This is a genomic window from Cupriavidus sp. FW305-46, from assembly GCF_058787075.1.
In genome coordinates this window covers 14,945-36,135 of record NZ_JBYSZI010000011.1, presented here as the reverse complement: position 1 = coordinate 36,135, position 21,191 = coordinate 14,945, and the positions used below count along the sequence as shown (strand labels likewise).

The 21,191-nt window shown below is 67.8% G+C and carries 19 protein-coding genes; 15 read left to right on the top strand and 4 right to left on the bottom strand.

Annotated elements, in window-relative coordinates; all coding sequences use genetic code 11:
* Positions 1–107: 107 nt before the first annotated feature.
* The 3 genes from AC3WON_RS07635 to AC3WON_RS07625 all read left to right on the top strand — a co-directional run bounded on the left by AC3WON_RS07635 (position 108) and on the right by AC3WON_RS07625 (position 2,900).
* Positions 108–1,328: a CaiB/BaiF CoA transferase family protein gene (locus AC3WON_RS07635; RefSeq protein ID WP_492318744.1), complete on the top strand. Its 1,221-nt coding sequence runs from the start codon at positions 108–110 to the stop codon at positions 1,326–1,328.
* Positions 1,329–1,421: 93 nt separating this feature from the next.
* A complete protein-coding gene (locus tag AC3WON_RS07630) occupies positions 1,422–1,877 on the top strand; it encodes a DUF2214 family protein (RefSeq protein WP_011615824.1) in 456 nt (151 codons plus the stop codon).
* A gap of 27 nt (positions 1,878–1,904) precedes the next feature.
* The gene (locus tag AC3WON_RS07625; RefSeq protein WP_492351540.1) at positions 1,905–2,900 is read left to right on the top strand and encodes a Bug family tripartite tricarboxylate transporter substrate binding protein; all 996 of its coding nucleotides are present in this window, start codon (positions 1,905–1,907) and stop codon (positions 2,898–2,900) included.
* 32 nt (positions 2,901–2,932) lie between these two features.
* Here the strand turns inward: AC3WON_RS07625 and AC3WON_RS07620 are convergent, their stop codons facing one another.
* Positions 2,933–4,729: a potassium/proton antiporter gene (locus AC3WON_RS07620; RefSeq protein ID WP_492318745.1), complete on the bottom strand. Its 1,797-nt coding sequence runs from the start codon at positions 4,727–4,729 to the stop codon at positions 2,933–2,935.
* A gap of 352 nt (positions 4,730–5,081) precedes the next feature.
* Here AC3WON_RS07620 and AC3WON_RS07615 point away from each other — a divergent pair, with 352 nt between their 5' ends.
* From AC3WON_RS07615 to AC3WON_RS07605, 3 genes are all read left to right on the top strand, one after another.
* Positions 5,082–5,543: a tripartite tricarboxylate transporter TctB family protein gene (locus AC3WON_RS07615; protein WP_010813683.1), complete on the top strand. Its 462-nt coding sequence runs from the start codon at positions 5,082–5,084 to the stop codon at positions 5,541–5,543.
* A 13-nt stretch (positions 5,544–5,556) separates the two neighbouring features.
* The gene (locus AC3WON_RS07610) at positions 5,557–7,059 is read left to right on the top strand and encodes a tripartite tricarboxylate transporter permease (RefSeq protein WP_492318746.1); all 1,503 of its coding nucleotides are present in this window, start codon (positions 5,557–5,559) and stop codon (positions 7,057–7,059) included.
* A gap of 182 nt (positions 7,060–7,241) precedes the next feature.
* Positions 7,242–7,715, top strand: coding sequence for an aminoacyl-tRNA deacylase (locus AC3WON_RS07605; RefSeq protein ID WP_492351539.1), 474 nt, complete (start codon positions 7,242–7,244; stop codon positions 7,713–7,715).
* 200 nt (positions 7,716–7,915) lie between these two features.
* Here AC3WON_RS07605 and katG read toward each other — a convergent pair whose 3' ends face one another.
* On the bottom strand, positions 7,916–10,180 hold the full coding sequence (gene katG / locus AC3WON_RS07600) for a catalase/peroxidase HPI (protein WP_492351538.1): 2,265 nt from the start codon (positions 10,178–10,180) through the stop codon (positions 7,916–7,918).
* 307 nt (positions 10,181–10,487) lie between these two features.
* Complete coding sequence (locus tag AC3WON_RS07595) at positions 10,488–11,372, bottom strand: LysR substrate-binding domain-containing protein (protein WP_492318749.1); 885 nt, start codon at positions 11,370–11,372, stop codon at positions 10,488–10,490.
* 163 nt (positions 11,373–11,535) lie between these two features.
* Between AC3WON_RS07595 and AC3WON_RS07590 the strand changes: the two genes are divergently transcribed.
* From AC3WON_RS07590 to AC3WON_RS07575, 4 genes are all read left to right on the top strand, one after another.
* Positions 11,536–12,513 carry a Bug family tripartite tricarboxylate transporter substrate binding protein gene (locus AC3WON_RS07590; RefSeq protein ID WP_492318750.1) on the top strand — a complete coding sequence of 326 codons (978 nt, stop codon included), beginning with the start codon at positions 11,536–11,538 and terminating at the stop codon, positions 12,511–12,513.
* Between the two features lie 52 nt (positions 12,514–12,565).
* Entirely contained in the window at positions 12,566–14,191 is a 1,626-nt protein-coding gene (gene ggt, locus AC3WON_RS07585) for a gamma-glutamyltransferase (protein WP_492351537.1), read from the top strand.
* 223 nt (positions 14,192–14,414) lie between these two features.
* Complete coding sequence (locus tag AC3WON_RS07580; RefSeq protein ID WP_492351536.1) at positions 14,415–15,275, top strand: PhzF family phenazine biosynthesis protein; 861 nt, start codon at positions 14,415–14,417, stop codon at positions 15,273–15,275.
* A 56-nt stretch (positions 15,276–15,331) separates the two neighbouring features.
* The gene (locus AC3WON_RS07575; protein WP_492351535.1) at positions 15,332–15,949 is read left to right on the top strand and encodes a pyridoxamine 5'-phosphate oxidase family protein; all 618 of its coding nucleotides are present in this window, start codon (positions 15,332–15,334) and stop codon (positions 15,947–15,949) included.
* Position 15,950: 1 nt separating this feature from the next.
* On the opposite strand, the gene AC3WON_RS07570 is transcribed toward AC3WON_RS07575, so the two are convergent.
* The gene (locus AC3WON_RS07570) at positions 15,951–17,390 is read right to left on the bottom strand and encodes a CoA transferase (protein WP_492318754.1); all 1,440 of its coding nucleotides are present in this window, start codon (positions 17,388–17,390) and stop codon (positions 15,951–15,953) included.
* A gap of 255 nt (positions 17,391–17,645) precedes the next feature.
* Between AC3WON_RS07570 and AC3WON_RS07565 the strand changes: the two genes are divergently transcribed.
* From AC3WON_RS07565 to AC3WON_RS07545, 5 genes are all read left to right on the top strand, one after another.
* Positions 17,646–19,403: a glutamine--tRNA ligase/YqeY domain fusion protein gene (locus tag AC3WON_RS07565; protein WP_492318755.1), complete on the top strand. Its 1,758-nt coding sequence runs from the start codon at positions 17,646–17,648 to the stop codon at positions 19,401–19,403.
* Positions 19,403–19,645, top strand: a complete 243-nt coding sequence (locus AC3WON_RS07560) for an RNA-binding S4 domain-containing protein (protein WP_010813694.1) — start codon at positions 19,403–19,405, stop codon at positions 19,643–19,645. Before AC3WON_RS07565 ends, AC3WON_RS07560 begins: the two co-directional genes overlap by 1 nt.
* 66 nt (positions 19,646–19,711) lie before the next feature.
* Positions 19,712–20,095 (top strand): MAPEG family protein, encoded by a 384-nt coding sequence (locus AC3WON_RS07555; protein ID WP_492318756.1) that lies wholly within the window; start codon positions 19,712–19,714, stop codon positions 20,093–20,095.
* 14 nt (positions 20,096–20,109) lie between these two features.
* Positions 20,110–20,697, top strand: a complete 588-nt coding sequence (locus AC3WON_RS07550; RefSeq protein WP_492318757.1) for a YceI family protein — start codon at positions 20,110–20,112, stop codon at positions 20,695–20,697.
* Positions 20,698–20,805: 108 nt separating this feature from the next.
* Positions 20,806–21,114, top strand: coding sequence for a hypothetical protein (locus tag AC3WON_RS07545; protein ID WP_492318758.1), 309 nt, complete (start codon positions 20,806–20,808; stop codon positions 21,112–21,114).
* The last annotated feature ends 77 nt before the right edge of the window (positions 21,115–21,191 follow it).

Here is a 21,191-nt window from a genome sequence, read left to right as displayed (position 1 = left end):
TGGTACATTGCAGGCAACCCGTGCCGGCCCCTGTTTCCAGGGGGCGCGCCGCCCCCCCTCGCCGTTGCGACCGATCCCCCGCCTTACCCACTGCATTGACTACCGCCATGGGAGCTTTAAGCCATCTCCGCGTCCTCGACCTGACCCGCGTCCTTGCCGGGCCATGGTGCGCCCAGAACCTTGCCGATTTCGGCGCCGACGTGATCAAGATCGAGCGCCCCGGCGCCGGCGACGATACCCGCACCTGGGGCCCGCCCTGGCTCAAGGACGAGGACGGCCGCGACACCGCCGAGGCCGCCTACTACCTGGCCGCCAACCGCAACAAGCGCTCGGTGACGTGCGACATCAGCACGCCGCAAGGCCAGCAGATCGTGCGCGAGCTGGCGGCGCAGAGCGACGTGGTGCTGGAGAACTACAAGGTCGGCCAGCTCAGGAAGTACGGCCTGGACTATGAGTCGCTCAGGCAGGTCAAGCCCGACCTGATCTACTGCTCGGTCACCGGCTTCGGCCAGACCGGCCCGTACGCCGCGCGCCCGGGCTATGACTTCATCATCCAGGGCATGGGCGGCTTCATGAGCCTGACCGGCGAGCGCGACGACCTGCCCGGCGGCGGCCCGCAGAAGGCCGGCGTGGCCATTTCCGACCTGATGACCGGCCAGTACGCCACCATCGCCGTGCTGGCGGCGCTGGCGCACCGCGACCGCACCGGCGAGGGCCAGTACATCGACATGGCACTGCTGGACGTGCAGGTGGCGATGCTGGCCAACATGAACACCAACTACCTGGCCAGCGGCCAGGCGCCGCGCCGCTGGGGCAATGCGCACCCCAATATCGTCCCCTACCAGACCTTCCAGGCCGCCGATGGCTGGATCATCGTGGCGGTGGGCAACGACGGGCAGTTCCGCAAGTTCGTCACCGACGGCGGCAAGCCCGAGCTGGCCGACGACCCGCGCTTTGCCACCAACCCGCAGCGCGTGGCCAACCGCGACGTGCTGGTGCCGATCCTGGCCGAGATGGTGCGCCCGCGCACCCGCGCCCAGTGGATCCGCGACCTGGAGGCCGCCGGCGTGCCGTGCGGCCCGATCAACACCCTCGACGACGTGTTCGAGGACGACCAGGTCAAGGCGCGCGGCCTGCGCGTGGACCTGCCCCACCCCAGCGCCGGCGAGGTCAAGCTGGTGGGCAGCCCGATCAAGATGAGCGCCACGCCGCCGCAGGCGCTGCGCCACCCGCCGCTGCTGGGCGAGCACACCGACACGGTGCTGGCCGACACGCTGGGCTACAGCCCTGAGCAGATCGAAGCACTGCGTGCAAAGGGTGTGCTGTAAGATTCTCCTCCTGCCGGCGGGCGGCCCTGGTGCCCCCGCCGGTGCCTTCCCGAAGCAATTCAGTCCCACTGAAGCAAAGGCAAAGGAGAATCCATGCTGACCGACGCCATACTGTCCTTCCTGCATTTCCTTGCGATCTTCGTCCTGATCACCCTGATGGCCGCCGAGGCCGTGGTGCTGCGCCCGGAAATCACGCCGGCCGCGGTGCGGCGCCTGTCGCTGTACGACCTGTTCTATTTCCTGTCGGCGATGGTGGTGCTGGGCACCGGCCTGCTGCGCCTGTTCTACGGTGCCAAGGGCGCCGACTTCTACCTGCACAACCCGTGGTTCCATGCCAAGGTGGGCGTGTTCGTGCTGATCGCGCTGTGCTCGCTGCCGCCGACCTTCGCCATTGCGCGCTGGCGCAAGCAGGCGCGCCGGCTGCCGGATTACGTGCCGCCGCCGTCCGAGTTGAAAGCCGCCCGCCGCTGGGTGATGATCGAAGCCCACCTGGTGATCCTGCTGCCGCTGTGCGCGGTCATGATGGCGCGGGGCATCGGCGCCAGATAAGAATTTCAATCCCCTGAAGTCCGAGACATGCTGAAGAAACTGCTTGCCGCCGCGCTGACCGCGGCCCTGCTGCCCGCCGCCGCCGTGGCGGCCACCAATGCCTACCCGACCAAGCCGGTCCGCTTCGTGGTGCCCTACCCCGCCGGCGGCCCGCTCGACACCGTCGCGCGCGCCATCGGCGAGAAGCTGCGCGACAGCCTGGGCCAGCCGGTGGTGGTCGAGAACAAGCCCGGCGCCGGCGGCAACCTGGGCGCGGACTACGTCGCCAAGCAGCCGGCCGACGGCTACACCATCGTCATGGGCGCGGTGGCCACGCACGCCATCAACCCGACGCTGTTCAGCAAGATGCCGTACGACCCGGTGAAAGACTTCGCGCCGATCACGCTGGTGGCCGACGTCCCCAACGTGCTGGTGATGCACCCGGGCAAGGCCGCCGACCTGCACATCAACAACGTGCGCGACCTGGTCGCGTACGCGCGCAAGAATCCGGGCAAGCTGGACTACGCCTCGGGCGGCAACGGCAGCGCCGGCCACCTGTCGGGCGAGCTGTTCAAGAGCATGGCGAAGGTCAGCATGGTCCATATCCCCTACAACGGCGCCGCACCGGCGCAGTTGTCGGTGCTGTCGGGCCAGACCGACCTGATCTTCGACAACCTGGCTTCGGCCTCGGCCAATATCAAGGCGGGCAAGCTGAAGGCCTTTGCGGTCACCACCGCCAGCCGCGCCGCGGCCTTCCCGGAACTGCCGACCATTGCGGAAGCCGGCAAGGGGCTGGGCCTGGAAGGCTTCGACATCTCGACGTGGTTCGGCGTGTTCGCGCCGGCCAACACCCCGCGCGAGATCGTCGAGCGGCTTAACCATGAGATCGTGGCAATCCTGAAGACCGACGAGATGAAGGCACGCCTGGCCCGCATCGGCGCACAGCCGGCACCGACCACGCCCGAGCAGTTCGCGGCGCGGATCCAGCGCGAGCTGAAGAAATACGCGCAGATCGTGAAGGTATCCGGGGCGAAGGTGGATTGAAGACAAGGCGGCCATGGCCGCCTTTTTTGTCATTACTCCGCCTCGGCACCCTCCCCGCTCCGCTCTGCCCCGTCCTTGCGCCGGCGCGGCCATAGCCGCCCGCCCGAATCCCCGTCCAGCCGCGGCAGCAGCAACCCCACCTGCAGGATCTGCGCGCCTTCCATGCGCGTCACCGTCAGCGGCAGGCCAGCGATCGCGACGCTGTCGCCCTCCACCGGCGGCGAGGTGAAGGCACGCTGCATCGCAGTTTCCAGCGTCAGCGGCTCCTCGTCCGGGGTCAGCGCGCGCGTGCCGTACAGCGCCGCGACGTCGCGCAGCAGCGCATCGCCCGACAACAGGAAATCATGCGAGGCCTGCTCCCAGGTGGGCGCGCGGCCCAGCGCCTGGAACAGCGCGGACAGCATCGGCAGGGTCGTCACCGGCGCCAGCACCGAGACGCTGTCGCCGGCGCGCAGCACGGTCTGGTCCAGCGCCGCCAGCGCATCGTCGCGCGCCACCGTCAGCAGCCGGCAGCGCGGCGGCAGCTCCAGCTGGTCGGCGCGCACGTTCTCCACTGGCGCGTTGGGCCCTACTTCGAACTGCATCACCTCCAGGATCGGCGCGCGCGTGCCGCGCAGGCGCGACCGCGCCAGCGGCTCGGGGTAGCCGGGGCGCCGCACACGCGCCAGGCGCGCGGCCACCGACACCGTGGTGCCCTGGAACAGCAGGCTGGCCAGCACCACGGCAAAGGCGATGCGGAACAGCAGCCCCGCTTGCGGCACCTCGCGCAGCAGCGGAAACAGCGCCAGCACGATCGGCACCGCACCGCGCAGGCCCATCCAGGCGATAAAGCCAGTCTCGCGCGCATTGAAGCGGAACGGCAGCAGCGCCAGCCACACCGCCACCGGCCGCGCCACCAGCATCAGGAAGGCCGCCACCGCCACCGCCGGGCCGGCCACCTCCCAGATCCGGTGCGGCGACACCAGCAGGCCCAGCAGCAGGAACATGGCCGACTGCGCCAGCCAGGCCATGCCGTCCATGGCGCGCATGGTGTCCGACGTCACCGCGCGCTCGCGGTTACCGATCAGCATGCCGGTCAGGTACACCGCCAGGAAACCGCTGCCGCCGGCGCTCTGCACCAGCGCGAACACCATGGCGCCGCCCGAGCATAGCAGGATCGCCTGCAGCCCTTCGGCCACGCGGATGCGCTCCAGCACGCGGGCCAGGCAATAGCCGAGCGCCAGGCCGAGCACGCCGCCCACGCCGAACTGCACCAGCAGCCGCGTGACCAGGCCCAGCGGCGTCAGGCCGTCAGGCGCGGTCAGCCATTCGATCAGCGTCAGGGTCAGGAAGATCGCCATCGGGTCGTTGATGCCGGACTCGATCTCGAGCACGCTCGCCACCCGCTCCTTCAGCCGGATGCCGCTGCTATTGAGCATCGAGAACACCGCGGCGGCGTCGGTCGAGCCGACGATGGCGCCAAGCAGCAGCCCGAGCCGCCAGTCGATGCCCAGCAGCCACGCGGCGAACACGCCGACCAGCGCTGCCGTCACCAGCACCCCCACGGTCGCCAGCGACAGCGAAGGTTTCAGCGCCACCCGGAAGGTGGCAAAGCGCGTGCGCAGCCCGCCATCGAGCAGGATCACCGCCAGCGCCAGGTTGCCGACCAGGAAGCTGAGCCAGGTATCGGAGAAACGGATGCCGCCCGGCCCGTCCACGCCGGCCAGCATGCCCACGGCCAGGAAGACCAGCAGGAACGGCACGCCCAGGCGTGCCGAGAAAGCCCCCAGCACGATGCCCAGCGACATCACGACGGCGCCGATCAGAATGATGTGGTCAATGCTCTCCAAACCGCTCCTCGCGTTGCGTAGTGGTTCCTTGCGGAACCTTTCAAACCTTTCAGCGGCGGGTAGCGCCGCGCGGCGCAAGACCGCCCCGGATAATAGCGCAGCGACTGGGGCTTCTGCCCGCCAGGCCGCTCCCAGCTTGGCTTGGCGGCACTTTTAAGCGCTCTTTCACTAGGGGATACCCTCAGCATGACCCTGTTTGCAGACATCTGAAAGGTAGCTGAAAGGTCGCCCCCTTAACTTCCACCCTGCCCGTAGGAGGGCGCCCGCAAACTGCCGCATTGATGCAATGCAACAAAGGCAGCGGAAGGGAACCCTCCTGAGATTTCAAGCAGTCTTATCGAGGAGATTCACTTTGCGCATACGTAGCCAAAAGGACTTCGCCTCCGGCCTGATGTTCATCCTGGTCGGATTCGGCTTTTCCTGGGTCGCGCGCGGTTATTCCATGGGAACCGCCGCAAAAATGGGACCGGGATACTTCCCGTTCTGGCTCGGCATCGTGCTCGCCCTGCTGGGCGTGCTGGTGCTGTGGGGCTCGTTGTCTTCCAAGTCGGAAGAAGACAACTTGGCCCGCTGGGACATCAAGACGCTCTTGTGGATCCTCGGTTCGGTGGTGCTGTTCGGCCTGCTGCTCAAGCCGCTGGGCATGGTGCTGTCGGTGCTGGTGCTGGTGCTGGTGTCGTCGATGGCCAGCCATGAATTCAGCTGGAAGGGTGCCATCCTCAACGCCATCATCCTGGTGCTGATCAGCCTGGGCGCGTTCGTCTACGGCATCAACCTGCAGATGCCGGTGTGGCCGGCTTTCCTGGCAAGCTAAGGAGGCCGCCAACATGGAACTTCTAACCAACCTGGGTCTGGGCTTCTCCACCGCCCTGACCTTCCAGAACCTCGCGTACGCCTTCCTGGGCTGCGTGCTGGGCACCCTGATCGGCGTGCTGCCGGGCCTGGGGCCGCTGGCCACCATCGCCATGCTGCTGCCGGTGACCTACACGCTGCCCCCGGTGGCCGCGCTGATCATGCTGGCCGGTATCTACTACGGCGCCCAGTACGGCGGCTCGACCACCGCCATCCTGGTGAACCTGCCTGGTGAATCGTCCTCGGTGGTAACAACCATCGACGGCTACCAGATGGCAAGGCGAGGACGAGCGGGGGTGGCGCTGGCCACAGCCGGGCTGGGCTCGTTCTTCGCCGGCTGCGTCGCCACCATGATCCTGGCCGCCTTTGCCGCGCCGCTGTCGGAACTGGCGTTCAAGTTCGGCCCCGCCGAATACTTCTCGCTGATGGTGCTGGGCCTGATCGGCGCCGTGGTGCTGGCTTCGGGTTCGCTGGTCAAGGCCATCGCCATGATCGTGCTGGGCCTGCTGCTGGGCCTGGTCGGCACCGACGTGAACTCGGGCGCGGCGCGCTTCTCGTTCGACGTGCCGGAACTGACCGACGGCCTGAACTTCGTCTCGGTGGCAATGGGTATCTTCGGCTTTGCTGAAATCATCGCCAACCTGGAGCAGAAGGAACACCGCGAGACCTTCACCGACCACATCACCAACCTGTTCCCGACCAAGGAAGACTTCAAGCGCATGATCCCGGCGGTGCTGCGTGGCACGCTGCTGGGCTCGGCACTGGGCATCCTGCCGGGCGGCGGTGCATCGCTGGCTTCGTTTGCTGCCTACTCGCTGGAGAAGAAGACCTCCAAGTATCCGCAGGAATTCGGCAAGGGTGCGATCGAAGGCGTGGCGGGACCGGAATCGGCCAACAACGCGGCTTCGCAGACCTCCTTCATCCCGCTGCTGACGCTGGGCATTCCGCCCAACGCGGTGATGGCGCTGATGGTGGGTGCGATGACCATCCACAACATCCAGCCCGGCCCGCAGGTGATGACCAGCAACCCGGCGCTGTTCTGGGGCCTGATCGCCTCGATGTGGATCGGCAACCTGATGCTGATCGTGCTGAACCTGCCGCTGATCGGTATCTGGGTGAAGCTGCTGAAGGTGCCTTACCGCTACCTGTACCCGGCCATCCTGACGTTCTGCTGCATCGGCGTGTACTCGGTCCAGAACACCACCTTCGACGTGTTCCAGACCGCGGCCTTCGGCGTGGTGGGCTACCTGTTCATCAAGCTCAAGTGCGAACCCGCGCCGCTGCTGCTCGGCTTCGTGCTGGGGCCGATGATGGAAGAGAACTTCCGCCGCTCGCTGCTGCTGTCGCGTGGTGACTTCAGCGTGTTCGTGACGCGCCCGCTGTCGCTGGGCCTGCTGATCGCCGCTGCCGTGCTGGTGCTGATCGTGGCGATGCCGTCGATCAAGGCCAAGCGCGAGGAAGCGTTCCAGGAAGAATAAGCAGGGAATATCGCCGGCCCCGGGGCCGGCGGCACAACACACTAAGGGCACCGCAAGGTGCCCTTTTTTTTTTGCGCTTGCCGGCTACGTTTTGGCTCGGCCCCACCGCCACCCGACCCCCGACGACCTATATTGGTAGGACTCGGACAACGGTCGCGCTGCGCGCGTCGGAGGTTGAAATCATGACCATGTCTACCACGCTGGCGAGATGCCTGAGCAAGAAGCAGAGCCAGTTCGACACCGTCCGGCACCCCTACAGCCTCGGCAGCATGGCCACTGCGCAGGCCGCACACATTCCCGGAGACCGCCTGGCCAAGACCGTCCTGCTGGAAGACGGCAGCGGCTACGTCACTGCCGTGATTCCTTCGACTCACCACCTGAAACTGTCGGAGCTCTGCGAGCAGACCGGCCGCAAGCTGTCGCTGGCGCATGAGGATGGCGTGCGCGAAGTGTTCCGCGACTGCGACCACGGCGCGCTCCCGCCGGTCGGCATGGCCTACGGCACGCAGACCTGGCTCGACGACAGCCTGCTGACGCACCCCGACGTCTACTTCGAGGCGGGCGACCACCAGGAACTGGTGCACATGAGCACCGGGCAGTTCCTCGACCTGATGGCCGATGCGCGGCGCGGGCATTTTGCGCACAGGATGATGTAGGGTCCTGCCCTGGCAGGCCACGCGGCCGGCGCTTGCCGGCCGCTTTTCTTTCGCGTTGGCGATCGCTTCACCAGGCCGCTCGCGCGCGCATGGCAAAAAGCTGCCGTCGCCGGCCACGGTGACCGGCGAAGGATCTTCTTTCACCTCACGGACCCGGCCCCGTCAGGGGAATGACAGCCCTGACGGGACCCGGCGACCGCTCAGGCGACGTCGAACCGGTCGAGGTTCATCACCTTGACCCAGGCGGCGACGAAGTCCCGGACGAATTTCTCCTGCGCGTCCTCGCTTGCATAGACCTCGCAAAGCGCCCGCAACTGGGCATGCGAACCGAACACCAGGTCGACCCGGGTACCGGTCCACTTCTTCGCACCGGTCTTGCGGTCAAGCCCCTCGAACACTTCCCGGGCTTCCGACAGCGGCTTCCATTCCGTGCTCATGTCGAGCAGGTTGCGGAAGAAGTCATTGGTCAGCGTTTCCGGCCGGTCGGTGAAGACGCCGTGCGCATCCTGCCCGGTATGGATGTTCAGCACGCGCAGCCCGCCGATCAGCACCGTCATCTCGGGCGCTGTCAGGGTCAGCAATTGCGCCTTGTCGATCAGCAGCGCCTCCGCCGGGATGCTGTACTTCTGCTTGAGGAAGTTGCGGAAGCCGTCCGCCTTCGGCTCGAGCGCGCCGACCGACTGCACGTCGGTCTGTTCCTGCGAGGCATCCATGCGGCCCGGCGTGAACGGCACGGTCACTTGATGTCCGGCCTTCTGCGCGGCCTGCTCGATCCCGGCACTACCGGCCAGCACGATCAGGTCGGCGAGCGAAATCTTCTTGCCGCCGGACTGCGCGCCGTTGAACTCAGCCTGGATTCCTTCGAGCACCTTCAGCACCTTGGCCAGCCGCTCGGGTTCGTTGGCTGCCCAGTCCTTCTGCGGCGCCAGTCGGATGCGCGCCCCATTGGCGCCACCACGCTTGTCCGAACCGCGGAAGGTGGAGGCCGAGGCCCAGGCGGTCTGCACCAGTTGCGAGACCGGCAGCCCCGACGCCAGGATCTTCTGCTTGAGCGCGGCGACGTCCTGCTCGTTGACCAGCGGATGGTCGACCGCCGGGATGGGATCCTGCCAGATCAGCTCTTCGGCCGGCACTTCCGGGCCGAGGTAGCGCGCGCGCGGGCCCATGTCGCGGTGGGTCAGCTTGAACCAGGCGCGGGCAAAGGCATCGGCGAGCTGGTCAGGATTCTCCAGGAAGCGCCGCGAGATCTTCTCGTAGACCGGATCGAAACGCAGCGACAGGTCCGTGGTCAGCATCATTGGCCGCAGCTTCTTCGAGGGATCGTAAGCGTGCGGGATGGTTTCCCCGCCATCCTTGGCCACCCACTGGTTGGCACCAGCGGGACTCTTGGTCGGTTCCCATTCGTGGCCGAACAGGTTCTCCAGATAGCTGTTGCCCCACTTCGTCGGCGTATTGCTCCAGGTCACCTCCAGCCCGCTGGTGATGGTGTCGGCGCCCTTGCCGGTGCCAAAGGCGCTTGACCATCCCAGGCCCTGGAGTTCAAGGTCGGCGCCCTCGGGCTCGGCCCCGATGTTGTCCCCGGCGGGACCGGCACCGTGCGTCTTGCCGAAGGCATGCCCGCCGGCAATCAGCGCGACGGTCTCCTCGTCGTCCATGGCCATGCGCGCGAACGTTTCACGGATGTCGTGTGCCGCCGCGAGCGGGTCCGGGTTGCCTTCCGGGCCTTCCGGGTTCACATAGATCAGGCCCATCTGCACGGCGGCCAGCGGGTTCTCCAGGTTGCGTTCCTGGTCGGTGCGGCTGGCCTCGGAGCCATGCAATTCCTCGTCGGCGATGATCACGCCCTCGTCGTCGTACTTGCCGGCGGCACCCTTGCCGTAGCGAAAGTCACCGCCCAGCCAGGTCTTTTCATTGCCCCAGTACACATCCAGGTCCGGCTCCCAGGTATCTTCGCGGCCACCGCCGAAGCCGAAGGTCTTGAAGCCCATGGTCTCGAGCGCGACGTTGCCGCTCAGGATCATCAGGTCGGCCCAGGAGATCTTCTGGCCGTACTTTTGCTTGATCGGCCATAGCAGGCGGCGCGCCTTGTCCAGGCTGACGTTGTCCGGCCAGCTGTTGATCGGCGCGAAACGCTGCTGGCCGCGCCCACCGCCCCCGCGGCCATCGCCAATGCGGTACGTGCCGGCACTGTGCCAGGCCATGCGGATGAGCAGCGGACCATAGTGGCCGAAGTCCGCCGGCCACCAGTCCTGCGATTGCGTCATCAGCGCCGCCAGGTCCTTCTTCACCGCCGCCAGGTCGAGGCTCTTGAAGGCTTCCGCGTAGTTGAAGTCCGCGCCGAGCGGGTTGGACTTGCTGGAATGCTGGCTGAGCAGGTCCAGGCGCAATTGCTTTGGCCACCAGTCGCGATTCGTGGTACCGCCGCCGGCGGCATGAGTGACGGGACACTTTGCTTCGTTAGACATGCGTTCTCTCCTTGTGGGACGTACTGAACACGCCTGCAGCGATGGCATCGGGTCGCTGTTGCATCAGCGATCCCGCTCCGGCGGAGCTTGCGAATCCACGCCGGGAATCTCCTTCAAAAGCATGCCGGCTGACTTCTGCCGGTGCGCTGGGCATGCTCCGACGCGGTAGGTCGGGCGCCGCCCAATGGCAATGCGGCCGCGTCAGCGGCAGTCCGCAACCCCAATATATGCACAGCTGAGCGCCAGGAGAATGCGTTTCTGACTATCCTCCCGATAGACCCTGGTTATGGCGTGGACGCAACCCGCACTAGGCGCCAAACAGCTCGCTGCAGGCCGCCCGCACCGCCGCGGTCACCTGCCCGCGCCCGTGGTCGCGCCGTTCCAGCATGCCGATGTGACGCATCACCGGCTCGCCGTTGACCAGCAGCGGCAGGATGCGCAGCGCCTCGTCGTCGCGCCAGCGCGCGCGGCGCAGCAGCGGCACCACGGTCACGCCGACCTCCTGCCGCACCAGTTCCACCAGCGCCTCGATCGCGTTCAGCTCCAGGAACTCGTTGACCTTCAGGTGCGCGCGGCGCAGCGCGCGCTCGACCAGCACGCCGGTGCGCTGGCTGCGGTCGAAGCGCAGGTAGGGATTGGTGGCGAGCGCCTCGCGCGCGTCGCGGCCCGGGCTGCCGCGTGCCGCGATCGCCACCAGCGGCTCCTGGTACAGCGGCGTCCAGCGCAGCGTGCCGGGCACGCGCGCGGCGCCCTCCACCAGGATGGCGGCATCCAGCTCGCCGGCCTCGACCTGTGCCGCCAGTTCGATCGACTTGGCGCCGACCAGGCGCACGTCGAGCGCAGGATAAGTGCGCTTCATATGCGCCACCGCATGTGACAGCCCGCCCATCACCGACACTACCGCACCCACTGCCACCGCACCCGCCATGGCTTCGTCCGAGGCCAGCGGCAGGCGCATCTCTTCATACAGCGCCAGCATGCGTCGCGCCAGCGGCAGCAGCGCGCGGCCGTCGGCATTGAGCACGGCCACGCGGCCGTTGCGGTCGAACAGCTCGCGGCGCAATTCGGTCTCAAGCGCGCGCATCTGCAGGCTGACGGCGGCCTGGGTCAGCGCCACCTGGCCGGCAGCGGCGGCAAAGGAGCCGTGCTCGGCCACGGCAACGAAGGTACGGAGGAAGCGGACAGTGCTCATCGGTGCACGCAAGGGAAGAGTCAGGCATATGCCGGCAAGGCGCGATCCTTAAGATTTCCTTGTGACATTGGAAAGAAATATTAGCTTTCTTTGTGACCGACAGCACGGAATAATGAAGGCAGGCTCATGAATCGGGGCCAATCGCCTGACACCGGAGACAAGAATGAAATCCTGGCTGCGCCGCTTCGGCATCGGCCTTGGCTGCGGGCTTTGCCTGGCCGCCACGCCCGCACTGGCCGATACCTATCCCAGCAAGCCGATCCGCCTGATCGTGCCCTTCCCGGCCAGCGGCGCGACCGACCTGCTGGCACGCGCCATCGCGCAGAAGGTGGGCGCCAGCCTGGGCCAGCAGATCGTGGTCGACAACCGCCCCGGCGCCGGCGGCGCGATCGGCTCGGACATGGCCGCCAAGGCAGCGCCCGACGGCTATACGCTGCTGATCGCCACCACCAGCACGCATTCGATCGGGCCGTATATCAACACTCGCCTGCCATACAACACCGAGACCGACTTCACCCCGGTCAGCCAGGTGGCGATCGCCACCAACCTGCTGGTGGTGCCGAACGGCCTGCCGGCGAAGAACGTGCGCGAGCTGATCGACTACGCCAAGAAGCATCCCGGCGAGCTGAACTACGCCTCCAGCGGCAACGGCACCGTGGTGCACCTGACCGCCGAGGCCTTCAAGGCGCAGGCGGGCGTGTTCATCACCCACATCCCCTACCGCGGCACCGCGCTGGCCGTGCCGGACCTGATCTCGGGCAAGGTGCAGGTGCTGTTCGACAGCATCGTGTCGGGCCTGCCGCATGTGAAGGACGGCAAGCTCAAGGCACTGGCAGTGACCAGCGCCAAGCGCTCGCCGCTGGCACCGGAAATCCCCACCGCGAGTGAGTCGGGCCTGCCCGGCTTCGAGTCCGATACCTGGTTCGGCATCTATGGCCCCAAGGGCCTGCCGGCGGATATCGTCAACCGCCTGAATGCCGAGTTCAACAAGGCCATCCAGTCGCCCGAGGTCAAGGAACGCCTGGGCAAGCTGGGCGCCGAGCCGGTCGGCGGCACGCCGGCGCAGTTCGCCGCGATGGTGAAGAAGGACAGCGCGCGCTGGGGCAAGCTGATCAGGGATCGCAAGATCACGGCAGAATAAGGGCCGCAGAATTTGCGCTACAGGCGCACCGAGCACAAGGACACAGACAAGCATGCAGAACTTCAACTGGACCAACCCCTACCCCTCCGTGCGCATCCCGCTGTTTGCGCGCAACGTGGTTTCCACCTCGCACCCGCTGGCTGCGCAGGCCGGCCTGCGCATGCTGCTCAAGGGCGGCAATGCGATCGATGCCGCCATCGCCGCGGCCGCCGCCATCACCATCGTCGAGCCGGTGTCGTGCGGCCTGGGCAGCGATGCCTTTGCCATCCTGTGGGACGGCAAGGAACTGCACGGCCTGAACTCGTCGGGCGTGGCCCCGGCGGCCTGGAGCCCGGAATACTTCAAGAACAAGTACGGCACCGATGCCAACGGCCTGGCCAACCGTCCGATCCGCGGCTGGGACTCGGTCACCGTGCCCGGCGTGGTCGCCGGCTGGGCCGCGCTGCATGAGCGCTTCGGCAAGCTGCCGTTCGCCGACCTGATGGAGCCGGCAATCGAGATCGCCGAGCGCGGCTATGCCGTGCCGCCGGTGGTGGCGCACAAGTGGGCCGCCGCGGTGCCTGAACTGAAGGACCAGCCCGGCTATGCCGAGACCTTCATGCCCAATGGCCGCGCCCCCGCGGTGGGCGAGAAGTTCACCATGAAGGCTGCCGCCGAAACCCTGCGCAAGATCGGCGCGACCCGTGGCCGCGCCTACTATGAAGGCGAGATCGCCGAGCAGATTGCCGCCTTCAGCCAGCAGTGCGGCGGCGCCATGACGCTCGATGACCTGCGCAACTACCGCCCCGACTGGGTCAAGCCGATCAGCAAGTCCTACCGCGGCTACGAGCTGCACGAGATCCCGCCCAACGGCCAGGGCATCGCCGCGCTGATCGCGCTGGGCATCCTGGACCAGTTCGACATGGCTTCGATCCCGGTGGACTCGGTCGATTCTCAGCACCTGCAGATCGAGGCAATGAAGCTGGCCTTTGCCGACCTCTACCGCTACGTGGCCGACCCGCGCAGCATGGAAGTCACGCCGGAGGCAATGCTCGATGACGCGTACCTGAAGTCGCGCGCGAAGCTGATCGACATGCAGCGCGCCACGCATTTCGACTTCGGCATGCCCAAGGTGGGCGGCACCATCTACCTGACCGCCGCCGACGAGAACGGCATGATGATCTCGTTCATCCAGTCCAACTACATGGGCTTCGGCTCGGGCGTGGTGGTGCCGGGCACCGGCATCAGCCTGCAGAACCGCGGCGTGGGCTTCTCGATGGACCCGAAGTCGGCCAACGTGGTCGCGGGCGGCAAGCGTCCGTTCCACACCATCATCCCGGCCTTCCTGACCAAGAACGGCCAGCCGGTGATGAGCTTCGGCGTGATGGGCGGCGACATGCAGCCGCAGGGCCACCTGCAGACCGTGGTGCGCATGCTGGACTACAACCAGCAGCCGCAGGCCGCGTGCTGCGCGCCGCGCTGGAAGGTCAACCGCGACTTCACGCTGGACGTGGAAAGCACCATGGACCCGGCCACGGTCGAGGGCCTGAAAGCGCGCGGCCACCAGCTCAAGTCTGTGGACGATCCGTACATGGACTTCGGCTCGGGCCAGTTCATCTGGCGCCTGTCGGAAGATGCCGAGCACGGCTATGTCGCCGCCAGCGACAGCCGGCGCGATGGGCAGGCGGTGGGGTTCTGAAGCGCAAGAAGGGAGCGCGGTTTTGGGTGCACCAAAGCCGCCCGAACTAGCCTAAGCAAGGTGTTCTCCCTCTCCCGCAAGCGGGCGAGGGGAGCCTCCTGCAAGCGGCGCCGCGAACAACTCCGCCTTCCGAACTGGCCCGCCCACAAACCCGCCAACTGTCCATGGCCCGCTGGCCCGGTCTACGTACACTGTGACGGAAGATACCCGGAGCCCCCGCGCCATGACCACCTACGCCTTCCGCCTGCTCAACGTCTTTGCCGAAGCCACCTTCGGTGGCAATCCGCTATGCGTGTTCGACGATGCGCGCGGCATGGACGATGCCACCATGCAGGCGCTGGCGCTGCAGTTCAACCTGTCGGAAACCACCTTTATCCTGCCGTCGGAACGTGCCAGCGCGCGGGTGCGCATCTTCACGCCGGGCTATGAGATGCGCTTCGCCGGCCATCCGGCGCTGGGCACCGCACACGCGGTGCGCGAACTGGCCGGAACCGGCGACGCGCTGACGCTGGAGTTCGCGGCGGGCGTGGTGCCGGTGACCGCGCAGGGCGATGTCTGGACCTTCACCGCCCCCCACAGCGGCAAGCCGAAGACCGCGCCGGTGGGCCTGTCCGATGCCGACATCGCCAGCCTGCTCGGCCTGCGGGAACACGACCTGCTGGTGTCGCCGATGTGGGTCGACACCGGCGCCGACCAGCTGCTGGTGGCAGTGCGCAGCACCGATGCCGTGCGCCGCGCCAACCCCGACAGCGCGCGACTGCAGATCTGGCCGCAGAGCAGCCTGGGCCGCAAGACCGCCTACGTCTTTGCCTTCGACCCGGAGCAGCCCGGCCGCGTGCGGTCGCGCTACTTCTTCACCAAGCAGGGCGGCGGCGTGGCCGAGGACCCGGGCACGGGCTCGGCCTGCGCCAACCTGGGCGGCTGGCTGCTGGCCACCGGCCACGCGCTGCCGGCCGAGTATGCGATCGACCAGGGCGAGGCCGTTGGCCGCCCCTGCCGGCTGCGCCTGAAGGCCGATGCCGAAGGCGCCATCCGCGTGGGCGGCCGCGTGCTGGAGATCGGCCGGGGTACCGTGACCGTGTAACGGCATCTGCGCTACATTGACGGTTTCGCCCCCCGCCGACCCACGCCCCGCCTGCCATGACCTCGCACGCCATCACCACGCTGGCCGAACTGGAAGCGCTCTACGCGCAACCGGCGGCCCCGTCGCTGTCCAAGGAAGTCGACTACCTGCACCCGCACTACCGCGCCTTTATCGAGGCAGCGCCCTTCTGCCTGCTGTCGACGGTGGGCGAGGACTGGGCCGAATGCTCGCCGCGCGGCGATGCGCCGGGCTTTGTGCAGGTGCTGGACGAACGCACGCTGCTGCTGCCCGACCGGCGCGGCAACAACCGCATCGACAGCCTGCGCAATATCGTTGCCGATCCGCGCGTGGGGCTGCTGTTCGTGATCCCCGGCATCAACGAGACCATCCGCGTCAACGGCAGCGCGCAGATCAGCGTCGACCCGGCGCTGGTCGCGCGCTGCGTGGTCGACGGCAAGGCCCCGACCACGGTGCTGGTGGTCACGGTGCAGTCAGTGTTCTTCCAGTGCGCCCGCGCGCTGATCCGCTCGCGGCTGTGGGCAGCGGATGCGCAGGTGGCGCGCCAGTCGCTGCCGAGCAACGGCGAGATCCTGGCCACGCTGACCGACAACGCCATCGACGGCGCCGCCTACGACCGCGAACTGCCCGAGCGGCAGCGCACCACGCTCTATTAGCCTAACCGCGCGGCAGCCACTGCGGCGCGTGCGTGCCGAGCGGCTCGGACGGCAAGGTCCAGCGCGCCGGCGTTTCCGCCAGATGCGCCGCATGGCGCACCACCGTCAGCATGCCGAAGCCCGACGGCACCGCCTCGAGCAGGTCGGCCACGTCGTCGATCTTCTGCTCGGGCGCCTTGAGCCCGCCCGGCACGCGCCCCAGGCCGCGCAGCCACTGCCCCACCTGCGCCAGCGACACCCGCACATGCCAGCTGCCGCCCTCCAGCGCGCGCCGGTGCAGCGCGGCCATCGCGCCGAAGGCCAGCAGGTAGCCCGCGGCGTGGTCCAGCACCTGCGCCGGCAACGGGCGCGGCGTGTCGCTGCCGGCCGCCTGCGCTTCGGCATCGTTGAAGCCGGTGGCGCTCTGCACCAGCGAATCGAAGCCGCGCTTGTGCGACCACGGCCCCACATGGCCATAGGCGCTCAGCGACACATAGACGATGCCCGGACGCGCGCGCGCCGCGGCCTCCGGCCCCACGCCCAGCTCGGCCAGGCCGCCGGGGCGGTAGCCCTGCACCATCACGTCGGCACCGTGCAGCAGCTTGTGCAGCGTGCGCTTGTCATCGGGATCGCGCAGGTCCAGCTGGCAGCTGCGCTTGCCGCGGCCGGTGTCGATCACCAGCGGCGGGATCGACGGCAGGTGCGAGGCGGTGACCAGCAGCACGTCGGCGCCATGCGCGGCCAGCGTGCGGCCCGCCACCGGGCCGGCGATGATGCGGGTGAAATCGAGCACGCGCACGCCCGACAGCGGCTGCGCGTCCGCGGATGCGGGCGCCGGCAACGGTTGCGGCGGGGCGTCGCCGATGCGCTCCAGCGTCACCGGCGGCAGGCCGCACAAGGCGGCCGCCTGCGGATGGCGGTCCCATTCCTCGAAGCTGCGCAATGCCGCAACCACCAGGCCCGCGTCGGACGCCGCGGTCTCGAAGGCTTCGGCGTCCCGCTTTTCCAGTGCGGCCTGCACGGCCGCCTTGTCATTGGCGCAGCCCAGCAAGCGCACCACGCCGTCGCGGTGGTGCGGGAAATTGGTATGCAGGCGCACCCAGCGGCCGTCGCCGCAGCGGTAGATGCCGGCCAGCCTGTCCCACAGCTCGGGCGCGGGGCCACCATCGACGCGCAGGTAGCGTTCGCTGCGGAATTCGGTGATGGCGTGGCGCATGTCGACGCTGACGTCCTGCCAGCGGCCGGTGCGGCTGTGCCACAGCGCGGCGGCTGCCAGCGCCGCCGCGCCAAGGCTGGCCTGGGCGGCGGTGCCCACAGCAAAGCTCGACGGCAGCACCGGCTCGGCGCCGTCCAGCTTCAGGTGCGCCAGCGCCTCGGCGGGCAGGCCGGCATCGCGCCACAGCGCGGCAACGACTTCAGAGGGCTCAAGCGGCACTGGCGCCGCATCGGGTTGGGCGTTCATGGGCATTCCTGCAGCGATGGACCAAAGCCGGCCACCACGGGCCGGCACGCTCCCATGCTACTCCGACACATCACTTTCGTCGCAGCCAGGCGCATCCGCGCGGACGCAAATCCGGGACAAGGGCGGAAATCCGCGGCGGCTCGCGGCGTGCGGCGGCTCCGGCACGGTAAAATCCCGTTATTGGCATTCCGCCACGCAATCTGACGACCCGGCCCCAAGCACCCAGACGCATCAGGCCGGCCAACCGGCGCCATCATGAGCCACGACAACAAGCCTACCGACAGCACCCCCGCCGCCTCCAACTTCCTGCGCAGCATCATCGACCAGGATCTCGCCGCCAGCACCTATGCCGGCCGCCAGGACAAGGCCGGCGAACCGCTGCCGACCGTCATCACCCGCTTCCCGCCGGAGCCCAACGGCTACCTGCATATCGGCCACGCCAAGAGCATCTGCCTGAACTTCGGGCTGGCGCGCGACTATGGCGGCCGCTGCCACCTGCGCTTTGACGACACCAACCCGGTCAAGGAAGACACCGAATACGTCGATTCGATCATCGACGCGGTGCACTGGCTCGGCTTTTCCTGGGACAGCGAGGGCAAGGACGGCACCAGACAGCCGCACCTGTACTACGCCAGCGACTACTTCGACCAGCTTTACGCCTTTGCCGAGACCCTGATCGAGCGCGGCGCCGCCTATATCGACAGCCAGACCGCCGAGCAGATCGCCGCCAGCCGCGGCAATTTCTCCGAGCCGGGCAAGCCCTCGCCCTACCGCGAGCGCAGCGTCGAAGAGAACCTGCAGCTGTTCCGCGACATGCGCGCCGGCAAGTACGGCGACGGCGAGCACGTGCTGCGCGCGAAGATCGACATGAGCGCGCCCAATATCGTGATGCGCGACCCGGTGCTCTACCGCATCCGCCATGCCCATCACCACCGCACGGGCGACAAGTGGTGCATCTACCCGATGTACGACTTCACGCATTGCATCTCGGACGCGCTCGAGAACATCACGCATTCGCTGTGCACGCTGGAGTTCGAGAACAACCGCCCGCTGTACGACTGGGTGCTTGAGCACCTGCGCGACAGCGGCGTGTTCCGCGACCCGCTGCCGCACCAGTATGAGTTCGCGCGCCTGAACCTGACCTACGCCATCACCAGCAAGCGCAAGCTCAAGCAGCTGGTCGATGAAAAGCGCGTGGACGGCTGGGACGATCCGCGCATGCCCACGCTGGTGGGCGTGCGCCGGCGCGGTTACACCCCGGAATCGATCCAGCTGTTCTGCGACCGCGTGGGCGTGGCCAAGGCCGACAGCTGGATCGACATGAGCACCCTCGAAGGCGCGGTGCGCGACGACCTGGACGGCCGTGCCGCGCGCGGCGTGGCCGTGCTGGACCCGCTGCGCCTGGTGATCGACAACTACCCCGAAGGCCAGAGCGAAGAATGCTCGGCACCGGTGCACCCGAAAAAGCCCGAACTGGGCCGCCGCGTGTTCCCGCTGTCGCGCGAGCTGTGGATCGAGCGCGAGGACTTCAACGAGACCCCGCCCAAGGGCTACTTCCGCCTGTTCCCGGGCAACAAGGTGCGGCTGAAGTACGGCTACGTGATCGAGTGCACCGGCGTGGACAAGGATGCCGACGGCAACGTGATCGCCGTGCACGCCAGCTACCTGCCCGAAACCAAGAGCGGCACGCCGGGCGCCGACAGCGTCAAGGTCAAGGGCGTGATCCACTGGGTCAGCGCGGCGCACGCGTACGAGGCCGAAGTGCGCCTGTACGACCGCCTGTTCAACGACCCCAACCCGGATGCCGGCGGCAAGAACTTCCTGGATGCGCTCAACCCGGATTCCAAGCAGGTGATCACCGCCTACCTGGAGCCGGGCCTGCGCGAGGCCCAGCCCGAAGACCGCTTCCAGTTCGAGCGCCATGGCTACTTCGTCGCCGACCGCACCGATTCGCAGCCGGGCAAGCCGGTCTTCAACCGCATCGTCGGTCTGAAAGACAGCTGGGGCAAGTGATGGCCAAACCTGGCAAGGCAGCCGTGCAAACCATCACCTTCCCGCTCGAGGGCGAGTTCATCGCGCTCAATGACCTGCTCAAGCTGGCGGGCGTGTGCGACAGCGGCGGCGCCGGCAAGGCGCTGGTCGCCGCCGGCGAAGTCTCGGTGGACGGCGCGCCCGAATCGCGCAAGACTGCCAAGATCCGCGCCGGGCAGGTGGTGGGCCTGGCGGGCATCGAGATCCGCGTGGTCGCCGCCTGACCGCGCGGGCCAGGCCGGCGGCGCCAGTGACGGCGGCGCCGGCATTGCAACCGAAAGGACTGGACTATGCCGATCGCTTTCTGGTGCGTGCTGCTGGCCGGCATCCTGCCGCTGGTGACGGTGGCCATCGCCAAGGCCAGCGCGCCTGGCTATGACAACCATGACCCGCGCGGCTGGCTGGAGCAGCAGTCCGGCCGCGCGCGCCGCGCCGACATGGCGCACCGCAACCACTTCGAGGCCTTCCCCTTCTTTGCCGCCGCCGTGCTGGCCGCCAGCCACCTGCAGGCGCCGCAGGCCCGCATCGACGAGCTGGCCGTGGTCTTCATCGTGGCCCGCGTGCTCTACACCGTGTGCTACGTGACCGACCGCGCCACGCTGCGCACGCTGTGCTGGACCGTCGGCTACCTGTCGGTGGTGGGGATGTTCCTGCTGCCCGTGTTCGTCCACTGAACGCCGACTGAGCCATGGCCGCACGCGCGCTGGCACTTGCTGCCGCCCTGGGCATCACCGCCGCGCAGGCGGCGCCGCTTGAATACACCATCGATCCGGCGCACACCACCGTCTATTTCTCCGCCAGCCATTTCGAGCGCAGTTCGGTGCGCGGGCGCTTTGGCAAGATCGACGGGCGCCTGGTCTATGACGCGGACAGCGGCGCCGGCGCACTCGACGTGATCGTGGACCTGGCCTCGGTCGATACCGGCAACCGCACCCTGGACGGCGTGCTGCGCTCGGCACAATTCTTCGATGCCGCCCAGCACCCGGTGGCGCGGCTGCGTGCGGACCGCTTCCTGATGGAAGGCGGCCGGCTGGCGGCGGTCGAAGGCGAGCTGACGCTGCACGGCGTCACGAAGCCGCTGCGCCTTCAGGCCGAGCGCTTCCGCTGCGGCGAGGTCACCCTGTTCGGCGTGAGCCGGCAGGTCTGCGGCGGGGACTTCCGTGCCGAGGTGCCGCGCAGTGCCTTTGGCATGACCCGCTTCCTGCCCGAGGTAGGCGACACCGTGACGCTGCAAGTGGCGGTCGAGGCATCGCCCGCGGGCAGCACCCCGCGGTAACCCTATTCGTCACCTCCGGCGCAAATTTCTCTTGTAGAATCAGCGCTTTGCCCAATTCCCGGCACGCTCGCCTGCGTGTGCCTGATGGGGGCGCGCGAGACCGAGACCATGTTCGATATCCATTCCGGCGACATCGTGGCCGCCGCACTGGCAGCTGCCGGTGCTTGCCTGGCCTGCAGCATTCCAGGCGACTTCCTGCGCCGCTTCCCGCTGTGGGCAGTGCAAACCTACGGCCGCGGCGCGCTGCTGATGCCGTTCCTGGCGATGATGGTCGGCACCTGGCTGTTCCGCCTCGGGGTGGCCGGCCAGATCGACACCACCGCCGGGCAGGCGCTGATCGTTGCCGCCGGCTTCCTGGGCACGCTGCTGCTGTCGGCGCTGCTGCGCTTCTACCTCAAGGAATACCGCAAGCGCTGAGCCACTGCGCCAGTATGCCGTGCCCGCAGGCGGTGTCCGGCAAATGGCGTATGATGCGGCCTTTTGCGTCTCCCGCA

What these genes read in the sequence shown, in the direction of transcription:
- AC3WON_RS07635 (WP_492318744.1), top strand. Translation starts at nt 108, where the DNA reads ATGGGAGCTTTAAGCCATCTCCGCGTCCTCGACCTGACCCGCGTCCTT.
- AC3WON_RS07630 (WP_011615824.1), top strand. Translation starts at nt 1,422, where the DNA reads ATGCTGACCGACGCCATACTGTCCTTCCTGCATTTCCTTGCGATCTTC.
- AC3WON_RS07625 (WP_492351540.1), top strand. Translation starts at nt 1,905, where the DNA reads ATGCTGAAGAAACTGCTTGCCGCCGCGCTGACCGCGGCCCTGCTGCCC.
- AC3WON_RS07610 (WP_492318746.1), top strand. Translation starts at nt 5,557, where the DNA reads ATGGAACTTCTAACCAACCTGGGTCTGGGCTTCTCCACCGCCCTGACC.
- AC3WON_RS07605 (WP_492351539.1), top strand. Translation starts at nt 7,242, where the DNA reads ATGACCATGTCTACCACGCTGGCGAGATGCCTGAGCAAGAAGCAGAGC.
- katG (WP_492351538.1), bottom strand. Translation starts at nt 10,180, where the DNA reads ATGTCTAACGAAGCAAAGTGTCCCGTCACTCATGCCGCCGGCGGCGGT.
- AC3WON_RS07595 (WP_492318749.1), bottom strand. Translation starts at nt 11,372, where the DNA reads ATGAGCACTGTCCGCTTCCTCCGTACCTTCGTTGCCGTGGCCGAGCAC.
- AC3WON_RS07590 (WP_492318750.1), top strand. Translation starts at nt 11,536, where the DNA reads ATGAAATCCTGGCTGCGCCGCTTCGGCATCGGCCTTGGCTGCGGGCTT.
- ggt (WP_492351537.1), top strand. Translation starts at nt 12,566, where the DNA reads ATGCAGAACTTCAACTGGACCAACCCCTACCCCTCCGTGCGCATCCCG.
- AC3WON_RS07580 (WP_492351536.1), top strand. Translation starts at nt 14,415, where the DNA reads ATGACCACCTACGCCTTCCGCCTGCTCAACGTCTTTGCCGAAGCCACC.
- AC3WON_RS07575 (WP_492351535.1), top strand. Translation starts at nt 15,332, where the DNA reads ATGACCTCGCACGCCATCACCACGCTGGCCGAACTGGAAGCGCTCTAC.
- AC3WON_RS07570 (WP_492318754.1), bottom strand. Translation starts at nt 17,390, where the DNA reads ATGAACGCCCAACCCGATGCGGCGCCAGTGCCGCTTGAGCCCTCTGAA.
- AC3WON_RS07565 (WP_492318755.1), top strand. Translation starts at nt 17,646, where the DNA reads ATGAGCCACGACAACAAGCCTACCGACAGCACCCCCGCCGCCTCCAAC.
- AC3WON_RS07560 (WP_010813694.1), top strand. Translation starts at nt 19,403, where the DNA reads ATGGCCAAACCTGGCAAGGCAGCCGTGCAAACCATCACCTTCCCGCTC.
- AC3WON_RS07555 (WP_492318756.1), top strand. Translation starts at nt 19,712, where the DNA reads ATGCCGATCGCTTTCTGGTGCGTGCTGCTGGCCGGCATCCTGCCGCTG.
- AC3WON_RS07550 (WP_492318757.1), top strand. Translation starts at nt 20,110, where the DNA reads ATGGCCGCACGCGCGCTGGCACTTGCTGCCGCCCTGGGCATCACCGCC.
- AC3WON_RS07545 (WP_492318758.1), top strand. Translation starts at nt 20,806, where the DNA reads ATGTTCGATATCCATTCCGGCGACATCGTGGCCGCCGCACTGGCAGCT.